Here is a 26,408-nt window from a genome sequence, read left to right on the forward strand (position 1 = left end):
TGCAACGTAACAATGCGAACGTGCAAGTAACAAAGGATCTCAGGTTCCACATAGTGAGACAGATCGTGAAATTGTAGCGCAAGTCACAATTCTAAGTCTGCAAAAAAATAACAAGTGTTTTGCTGACCGGAAGGTCGGAAAATGGATTATGCCGAATATTATTCGGGCCCGCCTGCCATTCGATTGAAATCATTCACAGCACGGCAAGCAGGCGAAACCGGGCCCGTCCGCCGTTGCCTTCGGGGCCGTCCACGGAGTGGGCAGCCGCCATTGCGGCCTGGCTGGCGGCAATAGCGGCTGCGGTGGCGTCAGTTGGACTGGCCGGTGGCGGTCGCCGCCACAACCATGACCGACGACGCCGTGTAGCCGGACCCGTCCTTGGCCGCCACGATTCGCACTGTGCCGCCCGCGACGATGTCCGCGACGCTCAGCTGGGTGCCCGTACCGCCGGCCTGCTGGCGCCTCTGTTGCAGATTACTCACCACCACATCGGCGCTCAACGCATAGCTCCGCGTAAACCCGTCACTGCTCTTGACCGTGACGGAAGACGAACTGATCTCGCTCACGGTGCCCAACTGCTCGGCCATGGTGGTGTACTCGGATCCTTGCAGCACGACGTATTCGGCGTGGACTGCCGCGGAAAGCCCGCCGCCCATTCCACCGGCAGCAAAGTCGCCGGGACCCCCCTGGCCCGACATGCCGCCTCCCGCGAATCCGCCCTGTGCAGAACCGGGCACGCCCGGGGCAACACCCTGGCCGCCCACCCCGCCGCCCGCCGCCCCACCGGCGGCCGTGCCGGCGGCACCATTGGCTGCCGCTGAACTTGAGGTAAGGGCGTAGACCCCCACCCCGGCGCCGACTGCCAGGACAGCTGCGGCCCCGGCGACGGCGAGCCCCCGGGTGAGGGTCCAAGGCCTTGCAGCCGAGCCCGTCCTGGCGGCGCCTCCTGGCGCGCCCCAGCCGGAGGCGGCCGCCGTCGCTTGCGACTCCTGTCGGGGCATGCCCCAAGCGGTTGCCGGTGCCGGCACTGTCGAAACTGGGGGCGCGCCCCAGCCGGAGGCAGCCCCGGCTGCCGGCTGCCCGGCGCCGAACTGTCCGGCGTCATTGCTGCCGGCGTCAGGGTGTCCTGCTTCTGAGGTTCCGGCGTTGTACTGCCCTGCTTCAGGGTGTCCTGCGCTGTATTGCCCGGCCTCATTGTGTCCGGCGTTGTACTGCCCTGCGTTGTACTGCACAGCCGTCTGGGGGGTGGTCACGGGCGTAGGCACCGTTGCTGCCGCTGTTGCGTTGGGGGCTGATTCGGGGGTGGGCTTGGGGGCTGGTCCGGAACCGGCTCCGGGATGCTGACCGCTCATGGTGTGTCTCCTTAGGGTGCGGATCGATGTCCACCCCAGAGTGCTGAGCGATCCTGTGGCTCGGCTGTGCGGGCCGAAAGGCGGGCCTGTGACCTTCGGGCAGGACGGGAAAACCGGATTGAGGGAAGCCGTTGCACCCTCCATGGACCCGTAAGGGCATCCAGCTCGCTAGGCTGGGATTCACAGGTGCCGCACAGGGTCCCCAAAGCCCCGCCTAACCGGCAGATCGGAGAGTTGTCCCATGGCCACTTCGCACTCCATGACTAACAACCTTCCCCAGCTCACGCATCCGAACGGCTCCCCCATCCGTGCGCTGGTGGTAGACGACGAGCCCAGCCTCTCCGAACTCATGAGCATGGGCCTGCGGATGGCCGGCTGGTCCGTGGCCGTGGCGGAAGACGGGCCCGGAGCCGTCAGGCTTGCCAAGGACTTCCGCCCCGACGTGCTGGTGCTGGACGTGATGTTGCCCGGGTTCGACGGCGTCGAGCTGCTCAGCAGGATCCGCGCGTTCGCACCGGAGGTGCCGGCGCTGTTCCTCACGGCCAAGGATGCCGTCCAGGACCGCATTACCGGCCTCGCGGCCGGCGGCGATGACTACGTCACCAAGCCGTTCAGCATGGAAGAGGTGCTGCTGCGCCTGCACCGGCTGGTCCAGCGCTCAGGCGTGGCCGCGATGGACACCGCCGAACTCGTAGTGGGAGACCTTGTGCTCAATGTCGACACCCGCGAAGTCACCAGGGCCGGTGAGGAGCTGCATCTGACCGCCACACAGTTCGAGCTGCTGCGCTACCTCATGGAAAACCCCAAACGAGTCATCAGCAAGGCCCAGATCCTGGACCGTGTCTGGGACTATGACTTCGGCGGGCAGGCCAACATCGTGGAACTGTACATTTCCTACCTCCGCAAGAAGGTCGACGTCAACCACGCGCCCATGATCCACACGGTCCGCGGCGCCGGCTACGTCCTGAAGCCGGCGGACTGATCCGTGCCCACGCTTTCCGGCATGACCCGCGTCCCCGGACGCGACTGGCGCAACCCGTCCACGTGGCATTTGCGCACCCGGCTGGTCCTCGTCGCCATGGCGCTGCTGGTGGCCATCTGCGGCGCTATCGGGCTGTTCAGCTATGCCTCGATGGACCTGTTCCTCACGCGGCAGCTCGATGACCAGCTCAGCAATGCTTCCCGCCGCTCAAGCGACTTCGGCCGTCCCGCGTCCGGCAACCCGTCCGGCCGCCCCGACCCCCTCGAAGCCCGGGGGCAGGGCGTCGGAACGCTGAACGCCCGCATAGAGGACGGTGAGGTCAGCAGAGCCGGCTTCCTGGCCGGGGACGCCACTCGCAAAAGCCTCTCCCCCGACGACAACGCGGTCCTCCTGGCGCTCACCCCGAACGGTGTGCCCGTGGACCGGACCCTCTCGGCCGGCGCGTACCGGCTCACCGCCGTACGGGCACCCTATGGCGACGTGATTGTCACCGGACTTCCGCTGGCAGAAAAGGACAGCACGCTGACCTCGCTGATCTGGACCATGGTGGTGGTCTCCGCCGGCGGACTCGTGCTGATCGGGCTCGCTGGCACGGCCCTGATCCGGCGGACCATGAAGCCGCTGGAACAGCTCTCCGAGGTGGCCACCCAGGTCTCCCGCCTCCCGCTGGACGCCGGCGAGGTGGCGCTGGGGGTACGCGTCCCGGCGTCGGCGGCCCATCGCGGAACAGAAGTGGGCAGCGTGGGCTATGCGCTGAACAAGATGCTGGACAACGTCTCCAGTGCCCTCGAGGCCCGGCAGGAGAGCGAGATGAAAGTGCGGCAGTTCGTCGCCGACGCGTCCCACGAACTGCGCACCCCGCTTACAGCCATCCGCGGCTACACGGAGCTGATGCGGATGACCGAGCATTTCACCCCCGACGGCGCGAGATCCCTCGCCCGAGTGCAAAGCCAGTCCGAGCGGATGACCACGTTGGTGGAGGACCTGTTGCTGCTGGCGCGCCTGGACGAGGGGCAGCCGCTCAAGATCTCCGACGTCGATCTCACGCAGCTGGCCATCGAGACGGTGAGCGACGAGAAAGTCATGGCACCGGACCGCATCTGGCAGTTGGAACTTCCGGAGGAGCCCGTGGTGGTGCGCGGTGACGCGACCCAGCTGCACCAGGTCCTCGCCAACCTCCTGTCCAATGCACGCAAACACACGGCTCCCGGGACCAAGGTGGTCACAGGCGTCATGCGTTCGGCGGACGGCAGCGCCGTGGTCACCGTGACGGACAACGGCAACGGCATCGCTCCGGAATTCGTCGGCAAGGTCTTCGCCCGCTTCGCCCGGGCCGACGCGGCGCGCACTAATCCCGCAGCCAACGCCGCAGCTAACTCAACCGTCGTAACGGCGGGGGCCCGGTCCGGGGCCGCCGCACGCTCGGTTTCCGGCGCGGATTCCCGTGCTGCTTCCGGCAGCCCGGCCGCCAGCAGCCGGGGTTCGGGCACGGCCACTGCAGCGCCGACCTCCGAGGGCACGAGCGGGTTGGGTCTGTCCATTGTCCAGTCCATCGTGGACGCCCACGGAGGGACCGTCGAAGTCACCTCCCGGCCGGGCCGCACGGAGTTCGCCGTGCGGCTGCCCGCGGCGCCGCCGTCGGCGTAGCCAGCCACACGAACCGCACGTCGGTATCCCCCGGGTATCCGGCGCAAGCCGACACCCCGCCGCTGTGACTCCTGTTACCAAAATGTGACTTAAGCGTTTGGGTCCTGTAGCGTCTTAGGAGTGCGCTGCCATTGGTGCCGCATATCCGGATGGACGCCAAACTCTGCCGCTTCCCGGATTCCGCTAGAGCAGGCAGAGGCGGGGGACCCAGAGTTCCCGGGCATTCTGCATTTCATGCGCCCTCGGGGTGAAGCCGACACGTGATGTTCCGTGCGGCCGGATGACCTCATCCGAACCCGACAGCTAACTTCGCCGGCGTTGAGAGGCCATCATCATGACTGAATTCCAGGTACAGCCGCGCCCTGACGGCGATTCCCCTTCCAGCTCCACCAAGTCGCGCCACCGCGCCGAACCGGCCACGCAGGCATCCGCCCTGTCCAGGCTGGCCACCGGGCTCGGCATCACCGGCCGCCGCGCCGCCGTCATCACCGCCGCCTGCGCCATGCTGGTGGGGGGCGGCGCTGCCGCCCAGGCGGCAGAACCGGGCGCCCACACGACGAAGGTTGGCAGCCAAACGGCCACTAGCGCCGACCCGCTGGCCAAGCTCAACTTCGAACGGGTCGAGATCGTTGCGCCCACTATTCAAGCGGACCACAGCGTGGCAGCCAAGGCCCCGGCGGCTAAGCCCGCCAAAGCAACCGCCCCGGCTGCAGCGGCTCCCGCCAAGACCCCGGCTCATGCGGCCGCTCCCGCCAAGGCTCCCGCACCCGCCAAGGCCCCGGTTCGCGCAGCCGTACCCGCCAAGGCCCCCGCTCCCGCCAAGGCCCCGGTCGCCATCGACGATCCCGCCGGCGCCCAGGCCTACGCCGCGGCCCAGCTGGGCCGCTATGGCTGGGCACCTAACCAGATGCAGTGCCTGCATAAGCTCTGGACCAAGGAATCGGACTGGAAGACGACTGCCACCAACGCCAGCAGCGGCGCCTACGGCGTGGTCCAGTCCCTGCCCGCCTCGAAGATGGCGAGCGCAGGCGCCGATTACAGGACCAACTACCGGACCCAGATCAACTGGGGCCTGAACTACGTCAAGGAACGCTACGGCTCCCCCTGCGGCGCACTGAACTTCCACTACGCGCACAACTGGTACTAAACCGGCACTAGCCGGCCCACCAAGGGAGGCCCCGGATCCACATGGATCCGGGGCCTCCCTTTTTGCGTCTCCCCGGCCGGACCTGCCGCACTGGCCGGACTTCCACAGCACCCGCACAGCCTGACCATAAAGCCCACATATGGGCCGCCGGGAAAGTTGAGCCATGACATCCACAGACCAGGCCACAGGAACCCTGCCCCGCTCCACGGCGACGCCGGCCGGCCCGGCGGCACCGGCTGCACGGTCGGGGCTCGCCCTGACCGACGCGCCCGTCCCGGCCCCGTCGGCCGGGCCACTTGCCGGACCCGGCGGCCGGCGCTCAGCCATTGACACGCGTACCAGCACACCCGTGCTGGACATCACCATTCCGGTCTTCAACGAAGAACGGGATCTCGAAGCCTGCCTGCGCCGGCTCCATGCGTACCTTCTCGGCGCCTTCCCGCACTCCTTCCGAATCACTGTGGCGGACAACGCCAGCACCGACGGAACGCTCAAGGCGGCGGAACGCGTAGCCCGCGAGCTGCGCGAAGTGAAGGTGGTCCATATGGCCGAAAAAGGCCGCGGAAACGCGCTTCGCAAAGTGTGGCTTGCCTCGCCGTCGCCGGTCCTGGCGTACATGGACGTGGATCTGTCCACTGATCTGGCCGCCCTCGGGCCGCTCCTCGCGCCGCTCATTTCGGGGCACTCCGACCTAGCTATCGGGACGCGGCTAACCCGCAACTCGCGCGTGGTCCGCGGACCCAAGCGCGAATTCATCTCGCGCAGCTACAACTTGCTGCTGCAGTCCCTTATGGGCGCCCACTTCAGCGATGCGCAGTGCGGTTTCAAGGCGATCCGGGCGGACGTGGCACGGCAGCTGCTCCCCCACACGCTGGACAACGCCTGGTTCTTCGACACCGAGCTGCTGGTCTTGGCAGAAAAGTGCGGCCTGCGCGTCCACGAAGTCCCGGTGGACTGGACCGACGACCCCGATTCCAGCGTGGACATCGTCCAGACTGCCCTCGCCGATTTGCGCGGAATGGCCCGGTTGAGCCGGGACCTGGTTTCGGGCCGGGTCCCGGTGCCCGAACTGCGCGCCGCCCTGGCCCGCGGACCGCTGCCAGCCGCCTCAAGGACCCAGGAACAAAGCTCCGGCGGAAGCCTCTTCGGGCAGCTCGTACGCTTCGGCAGCATCGGCGTCGCCTCCACCCTGGCCTATCTGGCGATTTTCCTGCTCTGCCGCGGGATCATGGACCCGCAGCTGGCAAATTTCCTCGCGTTGCTCACCACCGCCGTGGCCAACACTGCGGCCAACCGTCGCTTCACGTTCGGAATCCAGGGCAGCAGCCAGGCGGCACGCCACCATTTCGAGGGACTGCTGGTCTTCGGGATCGGGCTGGCCCTGACTTCGGGCGCCCTGGCCCTGGTGCACGCCGCGTCGGGAGCGGCACCCGACCGCTGGCTTGAACTGCTCACAGTCACCGTCGCCAACCTGGCCGCCACAGCCGTGAAATTCCTGCTCTTCCGGCTGGTGGTCTTCCGCCACAGGCCCAGCCGCACCGTTCCCGTGCCCGGCGCCACGAATGCTGTTCCGGCGCCCGGCGCCCCCGATGCTTCCCTCCCCCGCACAGAAAAGGCCAAGTAAATGACGGCAACCATCAGCCCCACCACCGGAGCCCAGTCCGGCTCTCCGGCCGGCAGCCCGCCGGCAGCACAGGAAACGCCCGGCACGGTAGCAGGGGACGCCGGGACGGCGCCCCGCCCGCCCGCAGCCCACTTGTCCGCAACCCACCCTCCTGCAACAACCCAGAGCCGCCGGAACCGCCTGCTGTTCGGGCCGCAGGCCCGCTGGGTGCGGCCCTCGGCGGCGCTGCTGCTGATTGTCACCGCGGCGTTGTACCTGTGGAACCTGGAAGCCACCGGCTACGCCAACTCCTTCTACGCCGCGGCGATCCAGGCCGGGACCAAGGACTGGACCGCGCTGCTGTTCGGTTCCCTCGACGCCGGCAATGCCATCACGGTGGACAAGCCGCCGGCCGCCCTCTGGATTCCTGCCCTCGCCGGACGGATCTTCGGCTTCTCGGCACTGAGCATGCTCATTCCCCAGGCACTCATGGGAGTGGCCGCCGTCGGGCTTCTCTACTTGACCGTCAAGCGGGTGACAGGACCGGCTGCGGGCCTGCTTGCCGGCGGCGCCTTGGCGCTAACACCGGTGGCCGCCCTGATGTTCCGGTTCAACAACCCGGACGCGATGCTTACCCTGTGCCTGGTGCTGGCCGCCTACCTCACCACGCGCGCCATCGAGAAGGCCGGGTGGAAGTGGCTCGCCGCGGCGGGCGCCGTGATCGGCCTGGCCTTCCTGTCCAAGATGCTGCAGGGCTTCCTGATCGTTCCCGGGTTGGCGCTGGCCTACCTGTGGGCGGCGCCCACCACGCTGGGCCGCCGGCTCCTGCACCTGCTGGCCGCGGCCGCCGGGATTGCCGTGGTGGCTGGAAGCTACCTTGTGCTCTTCCAACTGACCCCCACCTCGGTCCGCCCTTACATGGCGGGCTCGGAGACCAACAGCTTCCTGGAACTCACGTTCGGCTACAACGGCCTGGGCCGGATCACCGGGTCCGGCGGGGGCATGCCCGCCGGAGGCAACCTGGGCGGGAACTTTGGCGGGAACGCCGGCGGCCCGGGCGGCAACGGAAACGTAGGTTTCGGCGGCACGGCCGGGATCACCCGGATGTTCGGGACCAGTTTCGGCGGCGAGGTGTCCTGGCTGCTGCCGGCGGCCCTGATCCTGCTGGCGGCCGGGCTGTGGTTCACCCAGCGCGAGGTCCGGACTTCAAAAACCCGTGCGGCGCTCCTGCTGTGGGGCGGTTGGCTGGTGATCACGGCCGGGATTTTCAGCTTCATGAGCGGCACCGTGCATCCGTACTATGCCGTGGCGCTGGCCCCCGCGATCGCTGCCTTGGCGGGCATCGGCTCCCTGGAACTGTGGCGGGGCCGGGCCTACTGGCCGGCGCGGGTTGTCCTGGCCGTGACAGTACTGGCCACCTCGGTGTGGTCCGCCGTGCTTCTGGGCCGCGATCCGGCCTGGCTTCCCGGGCTCCGGGTGATCGTAGTGGTCCTGGGCGTGCTCGCGGCCACGGCCTTGCTCCTGCGGGCAGACAGCCTGGCTGCCCTGCCGGCGCGGTTCCGCAAGGCCGCCACGGCGGGGGTTGTGATCCTCGCGCTGCTCGCAGGCGGGCTCGGGAGCACCGCCTGGACGCTGGCGACTGTGGCCCAGCCGCATTCCGGTTCGATCCCCACGTCCGGTCCCACCGCGTCGGCGATGGGCGGCGGCTTCGGGGCAGCAGGCCGGGCCGGCAGTGACGGTGCTGATGGCGGCGCGGCCGGTGGCGGCCCCGGCGGGGAAACGACCTCGGCGGAGCTGACAGCGCTGCTGAAGTCCTCCGACGCCAAGTGGTCCGCGATTGTCTCCGGCGCCACCCAGGCCGCGAGTCTGGAACTCGCCACCGGCACCAGCGTGATCGCACTCGGCGGCTGGAACGGCGGCGACCCCTACCCGACGCTCGCGCAGTTCCAGGCGATGGTGGACCGCGGCGAGATCGGCTACTTCATCTCCGGCGGCATGGGCGGCATGGGCGGGGGCCGCGGCGGCAACTCCGAGGTCGCCACCTGGGTCGCGGCCAACTACCAGGCCCAGACCGTGGGCAACACCACCGTCTACAAGCTGGGAGCATAGGCCGCCATGACTGACACCCTGAGCCCAACTTCGGCGCCGGCCAGCACGCCATGCCCGCCGCAGCCGCACGTCCCGGAACGTCGCCGGCCTCGGGAGTCCCCTGCTGCCGGCGGCACCCGCGCCGTCCCGGCCGCCCGGCTGCTACGGCCGAAGCTGGAACTCGCGGCCCTGCTGCTGGCCACGGCCGTGCTGTACCTGTGGAACCTCGGCGCCTCCGGCTGGGCGAACGCCTTCTACTCGGCGGCGGCCCAGGCCGGATCGCAGGACTGGGCGGCCTGGTTCTTTGGCTCGTCCGACGCCGCCAACGCCATCACCGTGGACAAGCCGCCGGCGTCACTGTGGGTGATGGGGCTGTCAGTGCGGATCTTCGGGCTGAGCTCCTGGAGCGTCCTCGTGCCGCAGGCGCTCATGGGGGTCGGCACGGTCTGGCTCCTCTATTTTGCCGTCCGCCGGGCCGCGGCCCCCGCTACGGCCGACGCCCGCCTGGCCCACCGCGCGGGGCTCCTGGCCGGTGCGGTCATGGCGCTGACCCCGGTGGCCGTGCTGATGTTCCGGTTCAACAACCCCGACGCCCTGCTGGTGTTGTTGATGACCGCGGCCGCCTACGCCGTGTTGCGTTCCATCGAGGATGCGCGCCTGCGCTGGCTGCTGTTCGCCGGGGTGCTCCTGGGCTTCGGGTTCCTCACCAAACAGCTGCAGGTCCTGCTGGTGGTCCCCGGTTTCGCCGTGGCCTACCTGCTCGCGGCGCCGCCCACGGCAGGCCGGCGGATCCTTCACCTGCTCGGCGCAGGCGCGGCGATGGCCGTCGCGGCCGGGTGGTGGCTGGCCGCCGTCGAACTGATTCCCGCGGCCAACCGCCCATACATCGGCGGCTCGCAAAACAACTCCATCCTGGAGCTAACCCTCGGCTACAACGGCCTGGGCCGGCTGAACGGCGATGAAACCGGGAGCGTGGGCGGCAGCAACGGCTGGGGCACGCCCGGACTGTTCCGGCTCTTCAACAGCGAGTTCGGCGGCCAGATCGCCTGGCTGCTGCCCTCGGTGCTGCTGCTCGGAGCAGGGCTGCTCTGGCTGGGTCGCCGCGCGCCGCGCACCGACGCAGTGCGGGCCTCGGTGGTCATCTGGGGCTCCTGGGTAGCTGTCACCGGCCTGACGTTCAGTTTCATGGCCGGGATCATCCACCCGTATTACATGGTGGCGCTGGCTCCCGGGATCGCCGGGCTCGCCGGACTCGGCGGCGTCCTGCTCTGGCAGCGGCGGTACCAGCCCGTGGCGGCCGCCGTCCTCGCCGTCGCGATCGTGGCGGCAGGCGCCATGGCCGCCGTACTCCTCGGCCGCACCGCGGGGTACTTGCCGTGGTTGCGCTGGGTGGCGCTCCTCGGTTCCCTCGCCGCCGCGGCCCTGGTGCTGGCCGCCGCTGCCCCGGGGATCAAATGGGTCAAGGGACCTGGGACGAAGGTGCCCGGGATCATGGCGCGGACGACGGCGACGCTCGCCGTCGTCGCGGCCCTCGCCGGACCGCTGGCGTACTCACTCTCCACTGCGTCCACGGCGCACAGCGGCTCGATTGTCAGTGCCGGGCCGGCCGTGTCCGGCCGGGGCGGGGCCGGGCTGCCGCCGTCCCTCGGCGGCGCAACCGGCGGTGGCCTCGGCGGTGCAACGGCGGTCAACGGCACCGGCACTGGCCGCGGCCCGGGAGCGGGCGGGGCCGGCGGAATGGGCGGGCTGCTGGGGGCGAGCACGCCGTCGGCGGCCCTGGTGACCGCGCTGCGGACGGACGCGGGCGCCTACACCTGGGCCGCCGCCGTCGTCGGGTCCAACAATGCCGCCGGCTACCAGCTGGCAACGCAGCTGCCCGTGATGGCCGTGGGCGGGTTCAACGGCACCGACCCTGCGCCCACCCTGGCACAGTTCCAGCAGTACGTGGCCGACGGCAAGATCCACTACTTCATCGCCGGGCGCATGATGCAGGGCGAGAGCGGATCCGACGACGCCGCGCAGATCGCCGCGTGGGTGCAGGGCCATTTCACCGCGCAGACCGTGGGCGGGACCAGCGTGTATCTACTGGCCGGTTAGGCGGGCGGCGGGTTAGGGGGCCGGGACCTCGGAAGGGGCCAGGCCCTGGCCGGGCCTAGAAGGTGAACAACAGGGTGCGCACTCCGGCGCCGGTGACGTGCGTGGTCACGGTGACCTCGGCGTAGTCGGAAATGTGAAGGACATCGTCCGGCAGTTCGCCGGCGTTGGGCCCTACCGCCACGGTCCGGATGCCGGCGGCAATGCCCGCAGCGATGCCCGCCGGGGCGTCCTCGAAGATCACCGCATCGGCCGGGGCCACACCCAGCAGGGACGCCGCCCGGAGGTATCCCTCGGGATGGGGTTTGCCTTGGCTGACGTCCTCGGACATGACCGAGACGGCCGGGACGCGGATCCCCGCAGCTGCCATCCGGACCTCGGCCAGGTCCCTTGAAGCGCTCGTCACCAGCGCCACGGCATCCGGCGGCAGGCTGGCCAGCAGCTCCAGTGCGCCCGGCACCGGGACAATGCCGCGGGTCTCGGCCAGCTCCATCCGGCCCAGCTCGGCCGCGAGGGCGTGGACGTCGGAACCGGCCGGGGCAAACCTGCGGACCGTGTCCATGGCCTGGACCCCATGGGAGGAGCGCAGGATCTCGCCGATATCGAGGCCGTAGCGCCCGGCAAACGTGGTCCAGACCTGCTCCACGATGCTGGTGGAATCCACCAGCGTGCCGTCCATGTCGAACAGGACGGCGCGGGCGGTCAGGGTGGCAGTACTGGAACGGGCTGGAAGGCTCATGTCTCCATCCTGCCGCATGGCCCGGTCCAACCGCTGGCCGGACCTCCCGTCGGTCCGGGGCGAAGCCGCCTCGGACCGTCGGATGGGATCAGCCGTTGGGCCGGTGGGGGATGTACTGCACGGCCCATTTGTTGCCGTCGGGGTCCGCGAAATAGACGAAGTGCCCCCAGTCCTGGACGTCAACGTCGCTGACGTCCACGCCGTTGTCCTTGAGCTGCTTGTGCGCGGCCTGGATGTCGCTGACCACCAGCTGCAGGGATGGAGCCGTACCGGGCGGGGCGTCGTTGAGGCCTTCGCCGATGGCAATCGAGCAGCCGGAGCCGGGCGGAGTCAGCTGGACGAACCGGATGCCGTCCATGGGCCGCTCGTCGTAGTCGGCGTTGAAGCCCACTTTGTTGACATAGAAATCCTTGGCCCGGTCCACATCGGACACCGGCACAAACACGAGTTCAAGTTTCCAATCCATTCCGCACACGCTAGCGCGGACCGCGGCAATGCGGAAGGGACTCCCGGGCGGAACTGGTCCTAGCCGGCGATGCCGTACAGGCGGTCTCCGGCGTCGCCCAGGCCGGGCACGATGTACGACTTCTCGTTGAGCTTCTCGTCGATCGAGGCCAGGACGATTGTCACGTTGGAGTCGGAGAGCTCTTCCTCCAGCTTGGCCAGGCCCTCCGGGGCAGCGAGGAGGCAGATGCACGTGATGTCGGAGGCGCCGCGCTTAAAGAGGAACTTGATGGCCTCACGCAGGGTTCCGCCGGTGGCCAGCATGGGATCGAGGACGAAGATCTGCCGGTCCGTGAGGTCCTCCGGGAGGCGCTCGGCGTACGTGATGATGTCCAGGGTCTCTTCGTCGCGGGCCATGCCCAAGAAGCCGACCTCGGCGGTGGGTACCAGCTTGGTCATGCCCTCGAGCATGCCCAGGCCGGCCCGCAGAATCGGGACCACCAGAGGGGTCGGCTTGGTGAAGTAAGTGCCGATGGTGGTGCTGACGGGCGTCTCGATGGTCTTCGGTTCGGTGCGGACGTCCCGCGTGGCTTCGTAGGCCAGGAGGGTGACAAGCTCCTCGGTGAGCTGGCGGAAGACCGGGGACGGGGTGTTCTTGTCCCGCAGAACGGTGAGCTTATGGGCGACCAGCGGGTGGTCCACAACGAGAGTGCGCATTGGTCAAAACTATCACCCGGAGGCGGAGGGCCGTCCCGCAGGGCCGGGGGTATCGGCGTCGTCCGCGTTGGTCTGCGCGGGGCCGCCGGCAACGGCGCCGGCGGCACCGTTATGGAGATGGGCGGGATGCTCGAAGGTCGGCGCCTCCCCGGCGTGTTCCCGGCGCCGCAGCGCATGGAAGAACCGGTGCGCCATGATCACAATCCCCACCCAGGCGAGCCCGATGACCCACCCGACGATCACGTCGGTCAGCCAGTGATGGCCCAGATAGACCCTGCTGAGGCCCATCGCGACGATGAAGATCACACCCGCGGCGATCAGGCCGATCCGGGCACTGGTCCGTTTGATCTGCAGGCAGGCCAGGTACACCACGAGCGCGATCACCACCGTGGTGTTCAGCGTGTGACCGCTCGGGAACGACGGCGAGGTCTCGTACGGCGGCACGGCGTCGGCATGGTCGGGGCGGACGCGGCCGATCATTTTCTTGCCCAGGGTCGTGGCAGTCACCGACGCGGCGGCCGCGCCGCCGATCAGGATCAGCGGCCGCCAGCTCCGGGAGGTGTAGATCAGCAGCGCCGTCAGGATGCTGCCCAGGATGGGCATCCCGATGCCGCCGCCGATGTTGGTGAACCCGGTGATAAAGGCGTCCAGGCCGGGGCTGCGCAACTGTTCCATGAACGCCAGTGCCGGCTTGTCCAGGTTCGCGAGGCCGGCGTCGTCCACCACGTTGTCGTAAACCTCGGCACTCACCAGCGCCAGGATCACCACCACCACGCCGCCGATCAGCATGGTGATCCACAGGGCCGCGTAGGGCACCACCCATTTGCCCCAGCGCCGCGCCAGCCAGGTCTCTGTTCCGGTGGTCACGGCCGTCTCCCGACTACTTGACTTCATTAACTACAACTTCATTGACTGCATGGCTGCACAGCGGAGCTGCACAGCATGCTTAGGATCGAAACTATCATTGAGCCATGACTGCCCCTGAGCCGCGCCATGCCGAATGGATGAGCCTTGCCCTGGCCGAGGCCCGGAATGCACTGGCCACCGCGGATGTGCCGATCGGCGCCGTCGTGATCGGACCGGACGGTTCCGTGCTGGGCGCCGGGCGAAACGAGCGTGAGGCCCTTGGGGACCCGACGGCCCACGCCGAGATGGTTGCCATCCGGCAGGCCGCCGCGCGCTTGCGGACGCACCGTGCCCAGGAAGGCAAACTCGACGACGGCTGGCGGCTGGAGGACTGCACCTTGGTGGTGACGCTGGAACCGTGCTCGATGTGCGCGGGAGCGATCGTCCTCGCCAGGATTCCGCGGGTGGTGTTCGGTGCCTGGGATGAGAAGGCCGGCGCCGCGGGTTCCGTGTTCGACATCCTCCGTGAGCGACGGCTCAACCATTGGGTGGAAGTCATTGCGGGCGTCCGGGAGCGGGAGTGCGCCGCACTCCTGCGGGATTTCTTCGCCGGGCACCGCGCCTGATCCGTTCCTGCTAGCCGGCCGTACCGGCGGCCGATGACCCTGCCGCGGAGGCTGCTGCAGATGCCGCGAGCGCATCGATCCGCTTCTGCCGGGAGGCCGGAGAGTCCAGGCTGAAGGCGCGGAAATCACCGAGGTCCTCGCGGATCCAGGCTTCCACCTCGGCGATCCGCTGCGTTACGGCGGGCGTGGGGCCGTGGAACAGCCAGGGCACGATCCTCTCCTGGGCCGGTTCGTACTGCCACAGCCCGATGATCCGGCCGCGGTCAAGGATGGGGTGGTCCGGGAGATCCGCCTGCAGCGCGAGCGATCCCAGCGCCTGTTTGTGCTGGTCTTCCTCCGCCAGCAGGTCCGCCGCGTTGCGGCGCAGCAGGAACAGGGAGTCCGTTCCCGCGAGCAGCTGGATCTGTTCACCCGCCGGCTCCTCGAATGCGGCGAGGCGGCCGACGTCCGGGGGCAGCATCCACAGCGGGTCGGTCTCGGCCTGTGACGGGGCCAGCGCCGTGGGCACCTCGACGGCGCCGGCGGCGGCGAGGGCCGCCTTGCTTTGCGCCACCGTGAACCCGGTGAACCACTGTGATTGCTTGAAGGTGGCTCCCCCGGTCCAGCCCAGGTAGCGGCGGATCAGCTCGGTGCGCGCGGCGTCGTCGTCTAGGCCGCTGGGCGCCAGGCCCCAGGGCTCGTAGGCGTAGCGCTGCTGGTCCAGGCGGCCGTTGGCCGGGACGCGGCGGATCTTGCCCTGCGACTGCAGGATCCCCAGGGCGGTGGGCAGCGTGGTGGTGGCGCCCTTTTTCTTGCCTTCCTCGCCTAGGTTCCGGACCGAATCGCCCAGTTCCTCCTTGAGTTGCCGCGGATCCATCGGCCCCTCCGCCTCGGCCAGCACGTGCAGCACCTGCTCCTCCAGGAGCGTGATTTCGCCCCGTTCCACGCCCAGCCGGCCGAGCACCCGGATGGCCTCGGCGGCGTCCTTGCCCAGCTTGAGCGCCCAAGCGAAGTCCTCCCTGCCCAGGACGTAGGTGCAGCCGCGGGCGACGGGCAGTTCGAGGATCCGGTGGGCGAGGACGTCGGTGTCCACCTGTTCGCGGCGGATGCCGGCCCGGGCGAAGAGCGTGAGGTACGGGTTGGCGCCGCCCACGGACCGGGCCCAGCCTGCCCGGGCCAGAACCTGCTCCGCCGTGCAGCCGGCCAGCGAGCCGTCCAGGCCCTGCCGGTGCCAGGCCCACGCCCGGAGCCGCTCCGAGGTCAGGCTCTGCGGCTCAGGCAGGTTGACGGGCTCTTCTACCGACGGCGATTGCGTGGCGACAGGGTGGGTGCTCATGGGCTCATTCTCCAACAGCTTCTCTGTCAGCGGTATCAAGAAGCCGTATCAACCTGCGCCGCCGGTTTCCCGGATTCGCCGGTTTCGGGGGTAGCGGGGGTTTCCGGGGTTGCGGTGGTTGCTGGGGCCGCCGTCGATAGGAACTCCAGAACGGTCCGGGCGGTAGCGTCCCAGCCGGGCAACCGGCCCCGGGCGTGCGCTGCCGTGCCCCGCCAGCGTTTCCTGAGTCCGGCGTCGCCCAGCCAGCGGCGGAGCAGTTCCGCCAGCGGGGCGGGGTCTTTTCCGAGCCCGACGGCGGCGCCCGGCAGCAGCAGGTCCGGCACCGGCAGGTCCGGCACCGGCGTGCGGGGCAGGTTGCCCGGCACCGGCGTGGCGGGCAGGCTGCCGGCGGCGAGCGCCTCGACGGCTCCGGTGCCCTCGCGCACCACCACGGGAATGCCGCGGGCCAGCGATTCGATGACCACCAGGCCGTAGGTTTCCGCCCGGGAAATCAGCAGGCTGAGATCGGCCGCATCCCATTCGGCCTCCAGCGCCGCCCCACGGAGTTCACCCGGGATGCTGACCCTCCCGGCCAGGCCCAGCTGTTCCACGGAGTCCCGGAGCTGCGCGGCATAAACAGGGTCCGCGGTGTCCGAGCCGATCAGGGACACCGTCCAGGGCAAATCCGTGAGCCGGGCGAGCGCGTCCAGCAGGAGCGACTGGTCCTTGTTCGGCAGCAGCGCCGCCACGGCGACCAAGTGCGGAACGCCGGTAGACAGGCTTCCGGCTGCCAGCGGGGCGGGTGCGGTGCCGGGAAGGGCCACCCTGATGCCGTCCAGGCCGTGCCGGGCGCGGATGCCCGCCGCGGCGGAGCCGCTAGTGCAGATGACACCGGCCGCGGCCTGCAGGGCCCTGCGTTCGTGCTCCGCACGATCCCGGAGGGGCATGTGCAGCAGGATCCAGACCTGACGCCCTGCCGCGGCGGCAGCCTCCAGTTCATCGGGCGCACCGCAGGCGAGGAGGCTGTCGACCAAGGTTACGGACCCCGCGATGGCGGCGCCGGCTGCCGAGCCGTCTGCGGAGGGAGCCTGCTGCAGCAGCCTGGCCAGGCGCCGCCGGTCCCCCGCGCTGCCGCCTGGCCAGTCGCCGTCGAGCGGGCAGATCTCCACAGCGGCGCCGAGGGCCGCCAGTTCCCGTGCGAGCGCCGCGTTGTAGACGTTGCCGCCGGAGTTGTGCCGGACGTTGCCCGGCACCACGAACCGGAGGCGAAGGCTGGCCGGAGGCATCTGCGGTGCTTAGCAGGCGTCGAAGTCCAGCGAGAAGCTTGCCCAGGCATCGGGGGTCTCGCGCAAGGTGACGTCCAGCCCGGCGAGCTCGCGCCCGTCGTTGCCGACGCGGATCTGCGCGGCGACGGCGTCGGCGATGTACTGGGCCAGGGCTTCGGTGGTGCTCAGCTTGCCGGCGAAGTCGGGGTGCTCGTCGAGGTTCTTGTAGTTCAGCCCCTCGAGGACCTCGTCCAGCACGTCCCCCGCCGCGCCGATGTCCAGCACGATCGCGTCGTCATTGAGCTCACGACGGCGGAAGGTCACCTCCGTGACGAACGTGGCCCCGTGCAGGCCCTGGGCGGGGCCGAAGGCTTCGCGCGGCAGGCTGTGGGCGATCATGAAGTTACGGCGGACGGTAAGACTGAACACGGGCTACCTCGTGGCTTCGGTGGGCTGGGCTTGGGTGGATGAGGCTTGGGCGGGCCGGGCTTCGGAGGGCGGGTCTCCGGCGGACGGATACTCAATGACGTGGCACAGGGCGTCCAGGGTCCCGTCGGCGAGCTGCTGGACGGCGCCGGGGAGCTCCTCGAAAGTTGAGGATCCGGTGAGGAAGACGTCGAAGACCGGGTCCTGCAGCAGGGACACGGCCAGCGCGAGGCGGTCGGCGTTTGTGCGGCGGTGCCGGCGGGCGCGGGCCACCATCCCCACCTGGCTGGCCCGGATGGACAGGCGGCGGGCATGGAAGTCCTCCCCCAGCGGCAGCGAGATCGTCCGGTCGGCGTACCAGGACATTTCGATGATGTCGCCGTCGTCGCCCACCAACTGCAGGCTCCGCTGCAGGCCTTCCTGCGAGGCCGAGCAGTGGATCACGATGTCGCAGTCCGGGAGGGCGTCGTCGGGGTGGCTGAAGTCGACGCCTAGGGCGTCCGCGAACGCGCGCTTGGCGGGGTCGACGTCGATCAGCTGCAGCCGAGCGAGCGGAAAACCGGCCAGGAGCTTGGCCACCATGCCGCCCACCAGTCCGGCCCCGATCACGGCAACCCTGTCGCCCAGCCGGGGCCCGGCCTCCCAGATGCCGTTGACGGCGGTTTCCACCGTGCCGGTGAGCACCGCGCGGCGGGCTGGGACGCCGTCGGGAACCACGGTGAGTGATTCGACCGGGACGATGAAGCGGTCTTGGTGCGGGTAGAGGCAGAAGACGGTCTGGCCCGCCCAGCCCTCCGGGCCGGCCTCGACCACCCCTACGGTGAGGTAGCCGAATTTCACCGGGTAGGGGAAGTCCCCTTCCTGGTTTGGGGCGGCCATGGCATCGGCGACGCACGCCGGGACGCTGGCGTGGTGGACCACCAGTTCGGTGCCCTTGCTGATGCCTGAATACAGGGTCCGGACGAGCGCCTCGCCGGGGCCGGGGGCGGGCAGGTCCTCGCTGCGGAGCTCGCCCTGTTGCGGGCCGACGGTCCAATAGGCGGTGGCGTGCCGTTCAAAATTAGTCATTGTGCTTACGAATCTAGTGCCCACCCTGTTCGTGGGGAAGCGTGCCACGCGCGGGCGCGGCGTTGTGCGGAAGCCGTGGTGGCTCGTTTTGTAGATGGGCGCCTTGCTCCGGTACCCTAGTCAGGTTGGTGACGTGTCCGAGCGGCCGAAGGTGCAACACTCGAAATGTTGTTTGGTGTAAAAGCCAACGTGGGTTCAAATCCCACCGTCACCGCGAACTGAGAAGGCGTCTACATCGTTGATAACACAGCGAAGTAGGCGCCTTCGCTTTTTGTAATTCAGTCCCGTGAGCGCACTTTGAGCGCAACCTGTTGTGATGCAGCCGCATCGAGTGCGACGGCCACAGCGTCCAGGTCATCCGGGAACAGGTCGGCGTACGTGTCCAGCGTCATTGTTGCGGAGGCATGACCAAGCATTGCCTGGACACTTTTCACGTTCGCGCCCGCTGAGATCGCTAGGGATGCGGCGGTGTGGCGGAGGTCGTGAACCGTCATCCGTTCAAGCCCAGCGCGGCGTAAGGCGTAGACGAACCAGCCCCTGCTTGTCTGGCTTGTACCGCCGCGTTTCATGTACTTGCCATCCTCCCCCGGGAACAACAGGTCATCAGGATGTTTCCCGGCCATCTGCGCGGCGAGCGCATCAGCCAGAAACGCCGGGAACGGCACGGTGCGCCTCTTGTGCGTCTTAGGAGTTCCAACTTCAATCTTGCTGCCGACTTCGACGGCGTTCAGAACTACGTTGAGACGGCGGCGCATGGGATTCACGTCTTTGACCCGGAGTGCCGTAACTTCGCCCCAGCGCAGGCCGGTGTAGGCAAGAACGAGAACGAGAGTGCCGTGCTTCGCCTCGGCGGCGAGATCGTGCACCTGCTGATGACTCAGGTAAACGTGCTCCCTCTTGACCTTGCGGGGCATTTTCACTCCGCGTGCGACATTCGAGGACAGGCGTCGGTCCTTCACGGCAATGTCCAGAATCTTGGCGAGAATGCCGTAACAGCGGATGACGAGCGTGGCCGATTTTTCAGCGCTCAGCTTGGCCACCCAGGCCTGCACATCGGAGTGCCGGATGTCGGCGATGGGGGTCTTGCCCCACCTCGGTTCAACGTGGACCCTCCATGCGCTTTCAGTGGGCCGGAGCGTTGACGGCTTGATGTGGGTGAGGTTCTGCAGCCATTCCTCGCCGAGAATGGCGATTGTCACCTTGCCCGCAGAGACGTTGATGAACTCGCCCCGCGCCTGCTCTACGACGTTCTGCGACTTCCACAGCTCGGCGTCCCGCTTTGTTTTGAACCCGCGCTTCATCGATGTCGTGCGGTCAGGCTTCCGGTAGCGGACCGTGTAAGTACCGCGTGCCTCATCTTTGGAGATGGTAGCCATGTCACGTCACCGGCTCTGCTGCACTCGACGTTCGCCCGCGTGGGTGATCATGCCCACCCACCAATGCAATCGTCCTTCGGATGCCCTGACGCAATCTGTACGGGTCTCTGCTACTCATCGCGCAACGCCTCGCGAATCGCAAGCTTGAAATCCTCTTTCGACAGGACGAGACGAACCTCGGTAGACGCTAGTGGGTCATCCGTTCTTCCCGACCGGAAACCGGCCCAAGGCTCCTCCGAATCAAGTTGAGCGCGACCTCCGGCCCATGCCCAAATTAGGTCAGCGTCGCGGCTCACCATCCCCGTCACGTCCCCTGCTCCCGATCCCGCGGGGGGCAGCAGCAGGTCATTGGGCGTCACGTCGAGAACGATGGCGATGGCCATCAGATCATCTACGTCTGCACGGCGGCTTCCGTCTTCGATTCGTCGCAGCCCGAGTGCAGCTATCGGGCGACCGGCTCGCTCCAGAAAGCGAGACATCTGGGCCCAGGACATATCCCTTGCCTCACGAATTCGCTTGATGTTTTCACGAACCTGCCGCCCGGTTGCGCCTTCAGTTATCTCTTTGCCAGCCATTGGATCTCCATGTTTGCCAGAATTTATTTTCAATGTTTGAATGTACCCGTACTACTAAACATACAGCAAAAACTTACCAAAGATGGAACATCCGTGTCAGACAAGACTTTCTTGACGGCCCTCGAGGTCGCGGAACGATGGGGTGTGGCGAAGCAGAATCTGGCCACCATGCGCTATCAGGGCACCGGTCCGATCTTCACCAAGATCGGAGGTCGGATCAGGTATGAGCTGCAGGACATCGAAACGTACGAGGCGTCCCGGCGCTTCCAGCGAACCGACACTCAGGCGAACGTCCACTAACTGCCGAAATGCCGGGCACCTCTGACAAGATACCCGGCCTGTATCGAGCTCAGCCGTGAAAGGAAAGCGTGACCGTGAAGGCGTCACCCAACAAACATAAGACGAGTGCGTCAGGTCGCTCGAAGCTAGACCCTCTCGGGTTCATCACCCGGAACAAGATTCCGACTGTGCCCTCTTGGCGTACTACTGACCTCACGCCAGCGAGCCAGATCAAACTCCGCCCAGGCGAAGGATTCGGAATCGACTGCGAGCGCAACGGGATAGTTGTCATCGACCCTGACACGCCAGCAGCGCTGAAGGCATTCGCCGACCTGTTGGAAAAGCACGAAGGAACCCGACGTCTCTGCACGTACGCGGTCAAGACGCCTCGTGGTCACCACTTCTATTTCCGTGCAATCGAGGGTGTGGTCATCAGGAACAGCGTTAGCAAGCTTGCCCCGAATCTTGACGTCCGGGGCGTGGGAGGTTTCGTAAATGCTCCCCCCACACCGGGCTATGAGGTGTTGGTCAATGTCCCACCGCGTGACCTTCCCGATTGGCTCGTCGCCATGCTCGCGACGACAGAGCCGCAAAGGGCACGTACAGACGGCGTGACCGGCACCGAGAATCATTCCCTCGGCGGCATCGTGTTCAAGCTCGCAAACGCCCAAGAGGGAACCCGCAACGACGTTCTGCACTGGTGCGTGTGCCGTGCCGCTGAAATGACCACCCGCAAGCAGAAGAGCGCACTCCGCGCGATTCGTCATGAAGCCCGCATGATCGGCCTGGACGACCAAGAGATCGAAAAGACCGTCTCCTCCGTGTTCGGTGGCCGACGTGGCTGAAACCGCCATAGTCGATACCGACTTCGAAGACCGGGTAGAGGAAGCCGTCAGGCGAACCCTTGTAAACGAGGAAGCGCGACGCAGGATCAGGGATGAATCCGCCGAAGAGTTTGTTCTCCCTGAAGTTCAAACTCTCAAGGCTTTCCTGGCCGTCTCGCCTGAGGACGTCAAGTATCGCGTTGCTGAGCTTATGGCTGAAGGATCGCGCATCGTTCTCGCAGCGCAGTACAAGTCCGGGAAAACCACTCTTGTAGGGAACGTCGTTAGGTGCCTTGCTGATGGCGGCCTGTTCCTGGGGCAGTTCAAGACTGAACGCGTCAAGCGTGTGGCCATTCTCGACAACGAGCTAGACCCGCGCACCCTCAGTTCGTGGCTGAGGGATCAAGGCATCAGAAACACCAGTCGCGTCAGCGTCGTATCCATGCGTGGTCGCGTTGCTTCGTTCAATATTTTGGATGATGCGATCCGGGCGAAGTGGGCTGAGGCTCTGAAGGGCATCGATGTACTGGTATTTGACTGCCTGCGTCCGGTCCTCGACGCCCTCGGCCTCGACGAGAACACCCAGGCCGGCCGATTCCTGACAGCCTTCGATGCGCTGCTGTACGAGGCTGGAATCTCGGAAGCCGTGATCGTCCACCACATGGGCCACAGCGGCGAACGATCTCGAGGCGATTCCCGAATCCTCGACTGGCCCGACGCAACATGGAAACTGATCCGCCAGTCCTCGGATGACCCAACCTCACCCAGGTTCTTTTCTGCGTTCGGGCGAGACGTCGACGTGCCAGAATCTCAGCTCTCTTACGACCCTGCGAGTCGCCACCTTACCCTCGGAGAAGGGAATCGGAAGGATGCCCGCGCAGTGGATCTGATTGAGGACATCCTCGACTACGTATCGGTTAATCCCGGCAGTTCCCTCACGCAAATTCGTGACTCCCTCGCTGGGGACAACAAGGACATCGCCTCTGCCATCAAACTTGCCGTCGAATCGAGCGCCCTCAAAGAAGACCGGCGTAAGGGACGCGGCGGCGGCATGAGCTACTCAATTCCCAACTAAACCACCTATGCAATCCATCCCGAAAGGCACCACGATGAATGACCAACTAACCCCCTACGCGCCTCCCAGGCCACGATCACGCGTCAGTGTCGTGAAGGGTGCGTCAGTCCCACCTGTGACTCTGTCGCCGCTTATCAAAGGCATGGTGACAGGCATGTTGGGCAGCATCCCGCTGACGTCTGACGTGTACGCCCAGCTCGATACAGCAGCGCGAATCGATACGCCTCTCGCCTGGGTGCGCTTGGACGGTGTCGTTGAAATCCTCGGGCTTTTGAACGGGCGCCCCGTCCGCAGTACCGATGCTTCTGAATCCCTGCCACAGCTGATCCTGACGGGAGCCGCATCGTGAGCCAGATCATCGAGGTCGACTTCTCTGCCGGGGCATTCAAACGCCCGTCCATCGTCTTTGCATACGGCTACGTCAACGGTCCAACCGTTTACGTCCGCGACGACCGCACTCTCACGCTTTCCCTGAACGGCGAGATTCTGACTGCCGACATCTTCCATCGGCTCCCGGAAGCCAGCTGGTCCTTGGTGCAGCAACCCGGTTTCGAGGTTATCGGCCGTCTGCAACTGAATCCTCGACACCTGGACCTTCTGGTGATCGATAAGGGCACAGGTCAGCTCTACGCCGCATCAGCGCTTTACTCCGCCATCCCACGTTTGACGGACACCTCACGCCAGTTCGTCAGCAGGCACCGCCATATTGCCCCCGTCATCCACACCCAATAGTCCCAAAACAAAGGAGCACCAAATGAATGTCCGAGAAGCAATGGCCGCCTACCGCGACGGCACGTTTGAGAAGAAGGCTAAGGATGGCGCCGAGCGCCGCCAGACGGCCAAGGAACGCAAGTCTGAAGGTGGCATCCAAAAGGGTCGCGATCTCTATGAATCCATGTACCCCGCGAAGAAGGAGCAGTAATCATGACCATCACCGCAAAGGCCTATGCCCACGTCCCCGGCTTCGACGACCACACCACGGCCGAGCAACGCATCAACGAAGAGATCAAAAGAAACCGAACCATCAAGCCCGAAGCCCCGATCTCCGCCACGGACTACGTCGAAGCGGCGCTGGCCGGTGAGGACTTCCCCAAGGAGCCTCATTTCCACAACGAAGAAATTAGGGCCGAAAGGCTGAATGCCGGAGTTCGCGCACAGATGCTCAAGGATGCCTTGAAAGCCGTTCAGGAGCTGAAGCGCGATTTGATCAGGGACAACTCCGACGCCGCGCTCGGATACTTGCGGGCAGAACTCACCACCCTGATGGACAACGTACGGGCAAACCATGAAACCCTCGGCAACATTCGAACGGCAGAACAGGTTCTTGCAGCCGACGACCCTCAGGTGCTCTCGGCTTGGCGGGCAACCGGGGAACTCGTCGCCCGCTATGTCGAAATCCGCGGTCTTCAGCACGCCTTCACTGCCCCGAGTCTGGGCGACGGACAGAATTTCAAGATCACTGCTGTCGGACACATCCGCAATTCATTGGAACTCTCCGACTACTGGCTCAACAAGCGGGAGAAGGCATCCAGTCCACGGGCAGCCAAGGATTCACTGTCCGGCGTCAGGAACTTTGAAGCTTGGCTTGTAGCGGGAGGAACTGCGCCTTTCAAACACAGCACATCGGCCGTCCCGAGCAGCCACAGCAGCGGGAACCTTGCCAACGCCTGGGACTATCTGGTGTGGCTGGCGACCAAGGCCGAACCGTGGGTGCCTTCCGCCTCCGAGGTCAGAGCCGCGTTCGACGCCGCTAATCTCGCGGTCGCTGTCACCGATCACGCCAAGTTTCGTGCACAGGAAGCGGGCCGGGACAGGTACTTCGAAGTCATCGGTGTGCGGCCTCAGGTTGAGTACACAAATGCCCCCTCGGGTGAGAAGACTGAGCGCAAGGTCCGACGCGCCTCCTGGGGTGAGGCAGGAGCCCGAGCAATGTCCTCATAGCCGTCTATAAACCGCGATACCCCGTGCCACTTGCAGGTACGGGGTTTCGTGGTGGATAGCCGGACGCGATACGTCACTCAGCCGTGGTTGAATCAGGGGCGTGATGCTCACTTCCGTGGCCCCTTCTGATGCGCTCGCAACGGGGACAGAATTTCCCATGCCAGCCGCCATTGCTGCCGTCGTTTCTGTTCTTGTCTTTTGCCTGGGTCAACTGTTGACCAGAAACGCCGCTCGCAAGGAAAGACACCGGCAGGCTATGGAGGATTGGCTACGGACTCTCTCCAAGTGGGTTGACGATTTTGGCACGCCGCCTCTACTGCCCCGATACGCCTACTACGAACTCACTAGCAGACAGGTGCTGGAACTCAGTTTGGCTAGGAAGAACCGGTATCTGGCCTGGTGGATGCACGAGATGGCGGTGGCCATAATGTTGCGCCGCAAAGCTGCTTCCCATAGCTGGGAATCATCGGCGACCTGCCGCACGGATGTAGACCGTATCCTTACGGACACAGGTGAATATCTTCTCGCGTGGCACCACGGAAAACTGAAGAGTTCGGATTTTCATATCTCCTACCAGCTTCACTCTCAGGCACGAAGGGCCAAGGTCGATACCCACGCATTCGCTGAGTCCAGGAAGCTTGGCGACTTCGTTAACCCTGTCAGGATGAACGCCCGCCGTTCCTGGGCTCTCCAAAAGCTCGTACTCGACCCCGAAACTGGCGGTCAAATCTTCGATACACTCCGGCAATTCATCGGGAAGCGGTACGCCGTAGCAGCCCTGATGCACGCCGTCGCCACAGTGGCTCCTCTAAAAGTGCAGCTTCAGCTTCTGCGCCGAAAACTGAACCGACTGCAAAAGCGAAGTGATCGTTTACAAGGGAAACGAGATCGTCTGCAAGAGCAACGAGATCGAGTGACTCCCTAGTGCTCCGCCCTCGGATCACCTCTGCAATCGATCATTACAGGCGGAAACGCTGCGACAGCGCCTGTAGCAGATCCAGCAGACGCCAGCGTGTGCGCTCGTGGGTGATTGATCATCGAACGATTTTGGGACGCTCACAGACGCGCCTGTGCGATGCGCTCTCCCGAACGCTCCGTCTCAGGTTTTGTTCCTAATGTCGCCGCATGGGAACGATTGCATTTGATGGACGTAGCGATGGCAGGTGTCAGTTCTGTGGGGAACCTCTCCCCGAAACTCGGGCTGTAACTTGCACCCTGCGAGAATGTCGCAACGCCGCCAAACGAGCTCGAGCACATTCACGACTAGCGGGACAGCTTCCAAAGCCCCGGCCCATTCGTCCAAGTGACGGCCGCCCCTGGAACTTCCCTCCGGAACTCGAGTATCTCGACCAAGACCCAGGGATCACTATCGAACAGATGATGCGGGTGCCACAGGACCCCGCACTCCACCGTTTGATACTCGGGAAACGTGCGGCCAGGCGGGAGCGCCTTCGTCTCCGCCAGCAGCAGATCCTCTAAACGAGCTTCTTTTCCCAAAGCCGGACCTTCCATCGCAGCATAGACATCGTGATTGCGCGGAATGGCCCAAGTCCCTTGAAAATTCCACTGTTCAGATCCTTGCTTGATTCGAGGACGAACTGAATCTTTGATCGATAAGCCTTCGCAAAGGCCCCGTTCACCTGCTCGTCCCATGCCTCGTCGGGGCCGATCCTGGATCTCTCCGCCAGTAACGTGGCAACATCCACAACGGATTCCCGCAATTTAAGAGCGGACGAGGCGACATCCATCGGGCATACGAGAGTGAGCCGAGCATGACTGAGATTGCGAGCTTCCTGAACTGCGTTCGCAAGCACTCTTGGACTACGGCTCTGCAGTTCTGAATTCACAAGGCGTTCTGTCGCTGCCAAAAATTCAGAACTGGCAGCCATCTTCTCGTTGCGAAGCCACTGGTTGTGCTCGTTCACGTGAGAGAACCTGCTGCCAGCCCACGTTCCGATGAACGCAAATAGGCCCGTCAGAAGAACGGGAGTTAAGTTGAG

Annotated in this window: 26 protein-coding genes, 1 tRNA gene and 1 riboswitch; of the genes, 15 read left to right on the forward strand and 12 right to left on the reverse strand. The window is 66.1% G+C overall.

What is annotated here, in order from left to right; all coding sequences use genetic code 11:
- Window positions 1-308: 308 nt before the first annotated feature.
- Entirely contained in the window at window positions 309-1,352 is a 1,044-nt protein-coding gene (locus tag ACFRJ8_RS16180) for a hypothetical protein (RefSeq protein WP_377987169.1), read from the reverse strand.
- Between the two features lie 241 nt (window positions 1,353-1,593).
- Here ACFRJ8_RS16180 and ACFRJ8_RS16185 point away from each other — a divergent pair, with 241 nt between their 5' ends.
- The 6 genes from ACFRJ8_RS16185 to ACFRJ8_RS16210 all read left to right on the forward strand — a co-directional run bounded on the left by ACFRJ8_RS16185 (window position 1,594) and on the right by ACFRJ8_RS16210 (window position 10,916).
- The gene (locus ACFRJ8_RS16185) at window positions 1,594-2,334 is read left to right on the forward strand and encodes a response regulator transcription factor (protein WP_377987170.1); all 741 of its coding nucleotides are present in this window, start codon (window positions 1,594-1,596) and stop codon (window positions 2,332-2,334) included.
- A 21-nt stretch (window positions 2,335-2,355) separates the two neighbouring features.
- On the forward strand, window positions 2,356-3,981 hold the full coding sequence (locus tag ACFRJ8_RS16190; protein ID WP_377987171.1) for an ATP-binding protein: 1,626 nt from the start codon (window positions 2,356-2,358) through the stop codon (window positions 3,979-3,981).
- A gap of 144 nt (window positions 3,982-4,125) precedes the next feature.
- Window positions 4,126-4,311: riboswitch (cyclic di-AMP (ydaO/yuaA leader) on the forward strand.
- Between the two features lie 4 nt (window positions 4,312-4,315).
- The gene (locus ACFRJ8_RS16195) at window positions 4,316-5,128 is read left to right on the forward strand and encodes a hypothetical protein (RefSeq protein WP_377987172.1); all 813 of its coding nucleotides are present in this window, start codon (window positions 4,316-4,318) and stop codon (window positions 5,126-5,128) included.
- Window positions 5,129-5,291: 163 nt separating this feature from the next.
- Window positions 5,292-6,752, forward strand: coding sequence for a glycosyltransferase (locus ACFRJ8_RS16200; RefSeq protein ID WP_377987173.1), 1,461 nt, complete (start codon window positions 5,292-5,294; stop codon window positions 6,750-6,752).
- Window positions 6,753-8,840 (forward strand): glycosyltransferase family 39 protein, encoded by a 2,088-nt coding sequence (locus ACFRJ8_RS16205; protein ID WP_377987174.1) that lies wholly within the window; start codon window positions 6,753-6,755, stop codon window positions 8,838-8,840. It begins immediately after the preceding gene.
- Between the two features lie 6 nt (window positions 8,841-8,846).
- Window positions 8,847-10,916 carry an ArnT family glycosyltransferase gene (locus tag ACFRJ8_RS16210; RefSeq protein WP_377987175.1) on the forward strand — a complete coding sequence of 690 codons (2,070 nt, stop codon included), beginning with the start codon at window positions 8,847-8,849 and terminating at the stop codon, window positions 10,914-10,916.
- Window positions 10,917-10,971: 55 nt separating this feature from the next.
- Here ACFRJ8_RS16210 and ACFRJ8_RS16215 read toward each other — a convergent pair whose 3' ends face one another.
- From ACFRJ8_RS16215 to ACFRJ8_RS16230, 4 genes are all read right to left on the reverse strand, one after another.
- Window positions 10,972-11,652: an HAD-IA family hydrolase gene (locus ACFRJ8_RS16215; RefSeq protein ID WP_377987176.1), complete on the reverse strand. Its 681-nt coding sequence runs from the start codon at window positions 11,650-11,652 to the stop codon at window positions 10,972-10,974.
- A gap of 88 nt (window positions 11,653-11,740) precedes the next feature.
- Window positions 11,741-12,118 (reverse strand): glyoxalase superfamily protein, encoded by a 378-nt coding sequence (locus tag ACFRJ8_RS16220; RefSeq protein ID WP_377987177.1) that lies wholly within the window; start codon window positions 12,116-12,118, stop codon window positions 11,741-11,743.
- Window positions 12,119-12,177: 59 nt separating this feature from the next.
- Window positions 12,178-12,813 (reverse strand): uracil phosphoribosyltransferase, encoded by a 636-nt coding sequence (gene upp / locus ACFRJ8_RS16225; protein WP_277526546.1) that lies wholly within the window; start codon window positions 12,811-12,813, stop codon window positions 12,178-12,180.
- A gap of 12 nt (window positions 12,814-12,825) precedes the next feature.
- On the reverse strand, window positions 12,826-13,680 hold the full coding sequence (locus ACFRJ8_RS16230; RefSeq protein WP_377987178.1) for a phosphatase PAP2 family protein: 855 nt from the start codon (window positions 13,678-13,680) through the stop codon (window positions 12,826-12,828).
- Window positions 13,681-13,784: 104 nt separating this feature from the next.
- On the opposite strand from ACFRJ8_RS16230, the gene ACFRJ8_RS16235 reads away from it, so the two are divergent.
- Window positions 13,785-14,285 carry a nucleoside deaminase gene (locus ACFRJ8_RS16235; RefSeq protein ID WP_377987179.1) on the forward strand — a complete coding sequence of 167 codons (501 nt, stop codon included), beginning with the start codon at window positions 13,785-13,787 and terminating at the stop codon, window positions 14,283-14,285.
- A gap of 10 nt (window positions 14,286-14,295) precedes the next feature.
- On the opposite strand, the gene ACFRJ8_RS16240 is transcribed toward ACFRJ8_RS16235, so the two are convergent.
- The 4 genes from ACFRJ8_RS16240 to ACFRJ8_RS16255 are packed head-to-tail and all read right to left on the reverse strand — an operon-like array spanning window position 14,296 to window position 18,338.
- A complete protein-coding gene (locus tag ACFRJ8_RS16240) occupies window positions 14,296-15,600 on the reverse strand; it encodes a DNA glycosylase AlkZ-like family protein (RefSeq protein ID WP_377987180.1) in 1,305 nt (434 codons plus the stop codon).
- Window positions 15,601-15,635: 35 nt separating this feature from the next.
- The gene (locus tag ACFRJ8_RS16245) at window positions 15,636-16,865 is read right to left on the reverse strand and encodes a glycosyltransferase family 4 protein (protein ID WP_377987181.1); all 1,230 of its coding nucleotides are present in this window, start codon (window positions 16,863-16,865) and stop codon (window positions 15,636-15,638) included.
- 9 nt (window positions 16,866-16,874) lie between these two features.
- Window positions 16,875-17,273 (reverse strand): 6-pyruvoyl tetrahydropterin synthase family protein, encoded by a 399-nt coding sequence (locus ACFRJ8_RS16250; protein WP_377987182.1) that lies wholly within the window; start codon window positions 17,271-17,273, stop codon window positions 16,875-16,877.
- 3 nt (window positions 17,274-17,276) lie between these two features.
- On the reverse strand, window positions 17,277-18,338 hold the full coding sequence (locus tag ACFRJ8_RS16255) for a dehydrogenase (RefSeq protein WP_377987183.1): 1,062 nt from the start codon (window positions 18,336-18,338) through the stop codon (window positions 17,277-17,279).
- A 127-nt stretch (window positions 18,339-18,465) separates the two neighbouring features.
- On the opposite strand from ACFRJ8_RS16255, the gene ACFRJ8_RS16260 reads away from it, so the two are divergent.
- Window positions 18,466-18,552, forward strand: a tRNA-Ser gene (locus tag ACFRJ8_RS16260).
- 64 nt (window positions 18,553-18,616) lie between these two features.
- Here ACFRJ8_RS16260 and ACFRJ8_RS16265 read toward each other — a convergent pair.
- Window positions 18,617-19,714, reverse strand: a complete 1,098-nt coding sequence (locus ACFRJ8_RS16265; RefSeq protein ID WP_377987184.1) for a tyrosine-type recombinase/integrase — start codon at window positions 19,712-19,714, stop codon at window positions 18,617-18,619.
- 110 nt (window positions 19,715-19,824) lie between these two features.
- Window positions 19,825-20,289 carry a helix-turn-helix domain-containing protein gene (locus tag ACFRJ8_RS16270; protein ID WP_377987185.1) on the reverse strand — a complete coding sequence of 155 codons (465 nt, stop codon included), beginning with the start codon at window positions 20,287-20,289 and terminating at the stop codon, window positions 19,825-19,827.
- Window positions 20,290-20,382: 93 nt separating this feature from the next.
- Between ACFRJ8_RS16270 and ACFRJ8_RS16275 the strand changes: the two genes are divergently transcribed.
- The 7 genes from ACFRJ8_RS16275 (at window position 20,383) to ACFRJ8_RS16305 (ending at window position 25,333) form a co-directional block, all read left to right on the forward strand.
- On the forward strand, window positions 20,383-20,589 hold the full coding sequence (locus ACFRJ8_RS16275; RefSeq protein ID WP_377987186.1) for a helix-turn-helix transcriptional regulator: 207 nt from the start codon (window positions 20,383-20,385) through the stop codon (window positions 20,587-20,589).
- Between the two features lie 68 nt (window positions 20,590-20,657).
- Window positions 20,658-21,413: a bifunctional DNA primase/polymerase gene (locus ACFRJ8_RS16280; protein WP_377987187.1), complete on the forward strand. Its 756-nt coding sequence runs from the start codon at window positions 20,658-20,660 to the stop codon at window positions 21,411-21,413.
- Entirely contained in the window at window positions 21,406-22,467 is a 1,062-nt protein-coding gene (locus tag ACFRJ8_RS16285; RefSeq protein WP_377987188.1) for an AAA family ATPase, read from the forward strand. The genes ACFRJ8_RS16280 and ACFRJ8_RS16285 overlap by 8 nt, the downstream gene beginning before the upstream one ends.
- A 345-nt stretch (window positions 22,468-22,812) precedes the next feature.
- Window positions 22,813-23,199, forward strand: a complete 387-nt coding sequence (locus ACFRJ8_RS16290; RefSeq protein ID WP_377987189.1) for a hypothetical protein — start codon at window positions 22,813-22,815, stop codon at window positions 23,197-23,199.
- A 22-nt stretch (window positions 23,200-23,221) separates the two neighbouring features.
- Window positions 23,222-23,389, forward strand: coding sequence for a hypothetical protein (locus ACFRJ8_RS16295; RefSeq protein WP_377987190.1), 168 nt, complete (start codon window positions 23,222-23,224; stop codon window positions 23,387-23,389).
- 2 nt (window positions 23,390-23,391) lie between these two features.
- The gene (locus tag ACFRJ8_RS16300) at window positions 23,392-24,408 is read left to right on the forward strand and encodes a hypothetical protein (protein WP_377987191.1); all 1,017 of its coding nucleotides are present in this window, start codon (window positions 23,392-23,394) and stop codon (window positions 24,406-24,408) included.
- 157 nt (window positions 24,409-24,565) lie between these two features.
- Window positions 24,566-25,333: a hypothetical protein gene (locus ACFRJ8_RS16305; RefSeq protein ID WP_377987192.1), complete on the forward strand. Its 768-nt coding sequence runs from the start codon at window positions 24,566-24,568 to the stop codon at window positions 25,331-25,333.
- A gap of 550 nt (window positions 25,334-25,883) precedes the next feature.
- Here the strand turns inward: ACFRJ8_RS16305 and ACFRJ8_RS16310 are convergent.
- On the reverse strand, window positions 25,884-26,333 hold the full coding sequence (locus tag ACFRJ8_RS16310; RefSeq protein WP_377987193.1) for a hypothetical protein: 450 nt from the start codon (window positions 26,331-26,333) through the stop codon (window positions 25,884-25,886).
- Between the last annotated feature and the right edge of the window lie 75 nt (window positions 26,334-26,408).

Source organism: Arthrobacter sp. NPDC056886 (assembly GCF_042788715.1).
In the GTDB taxonomy this organism is placed as follows: domain Bacteria; phylum Actinomycetota; class Actinomycetes; order Actinomycetales; family Micrococcaceae; genus Arthrobacter.

What these genes read in the sequence shown, in the direction of transcription:
- ACFRJ8_RS16300 (WP_377987191.1), top strand. Translation starts at nt 23,392, where the DNA reads ATGACCATCACCGCAAAGGCCTATGCCCACGTCCCCGGCTTCGACGAC.
- ACFRJ8_RS16210 (WP_377987175.1), top strand. Translation starts at nt 8,847, where the DNA reads ATGACTGACACCCTGAGCCCAACTTCGGCGCCGGCCAGCACGCCATGC.
- ACFRJ8_RS16265 (WP_377987184.1), bottom strand. Translation starts at nt 19,714, where the DNA reads ATGGCTACCATCTCCAAAGATGAGGCACGCGGTACTTACACGGTCCGC.
- ACFRJ8_RS16205 (WP_377987174.1), top strand. Translation starts at nt 6,753, where the DNA reads ATGACGGCAACCATCAGCCCCACCACCGGAGCCCAGTCCGGCTCTCCG.
- ACFRJ8_RS16270 (WP_377987185.1), bottom strand. Translation starts at nt 20,289, where the DNA reads ATGGCTGGCAAAGAGATAACTGAAGGCGCAACCGGGCGGCAGGTTCGT.
- ACFRJ8_RS16235 (WP_377987179.1), top strand. Translation starts at nt 13,785, where the DNA reads ATGACTGCCCCTGAGCCGCGCCATGCCGAATGGATGAGCCTTGCCCTG.
- ACFRJ8_RS16220 (WP_377987177.1), bottom strand. Translation starts at nt 12,118, where the DNA reads ATGGATTGGAAACTTGAACTCGTGTTTGTGCCGGTGTCCGATGTGGAC.
- ACFRJ8_RS16215 (WP_377987176.1), bottom strand. Translation starts at nt 11,652, where the DNA reads ATGAGCCTTCCAGCCCGTTCCAGTACTGCCACCCTGACCGCCCGCGCC.
- ACFRJ8_RS16195 (WP_377987172.1), top strand. Translation starts at nt 4,316, where the DNA reads ATGACTGAATTCCAGGTACAGCCGCGCCCTGACGGCGATTCCCCTTCC.
- ACFRJ8_RS16200 (WP_377987173.1), top strand. Translation starts at nt 5,292, where the DNA reads ATGACATCCACAGACCAGGCCACAGGAACCCTGCCCCGCTCCACGGCG.
- ACFRJ8_RS16255 (WP_377987183.1), bottom strand. Translation starts at nt 18,338, where the DNA reads ATGACTAATTTTGAACGGCACGCCACCGCCTATTGGACCGTCGGCCCG.
- ACFRJ8_RS16180 (WP_377987169.1), bottom strand. Translation starts at nt 1,352, where the DNA reads ATGAGCGGTCAGCATCCCGGAGCCGGTTCCGGACCAGCCCCCAAGCCC.
- ACFRJ8_RS16185 (WP_377987170.1), top strand. Translation starts at nt 1,594, where the DNA reads ATGGCCACTTCGCACTCCATGACTAACAACCTTCCCCAGCTCACGCAT.
- ACFRJ8_RS16240 (WP_377987180.1), bottom strand. Translation starts at nt 15,600, where the DNA reads ATGAGCACCCACCCTGTCGCCACGCAATCGCCGTCGGTAGAAGAGCCC.
- ACFRJ8_RS16190 (WP_377987171.1), top strand. Translation starts at nt 2,356, where the DNA reads ATGACCCGCGTCCCCGGACGCGACTGGCGCAACCCGTCCACGTGGCAT.
- upp (WP_277526546.1), bottom strand. Translation starts at nt 12,813, where the DNA reads ATGCGCACTCTCGTTGTGGACCACCCGCTGGTCGCCCATAAGCTCACC.
- ACFRJ8_RS16295 (WP_377987190.1), top strand. Translation starts at nt 23,222, where the DNA reads ATGAATGTCCGAGAAGCAATGGCCGCCTACCGCGACGGCACGTTTGAG.
- ACFRJ8_RS16305 (WP_377987192.1), top strand. Translation starts at nt 24,566, where the DNA reads ATGCCAGCCGCCATTGCTGCCGTCGTTTCTGTTCTTGTCTTTTGCCTG.
- ACFRJ8_RS16245 (WP_377987181.1), bottom strand. Translation starts at nt 16,865, where the DNA reads ATGCCTCCGGCCAGCCTTCGCCTCCGGTTCGTGGTGCCGGGCAACGTC.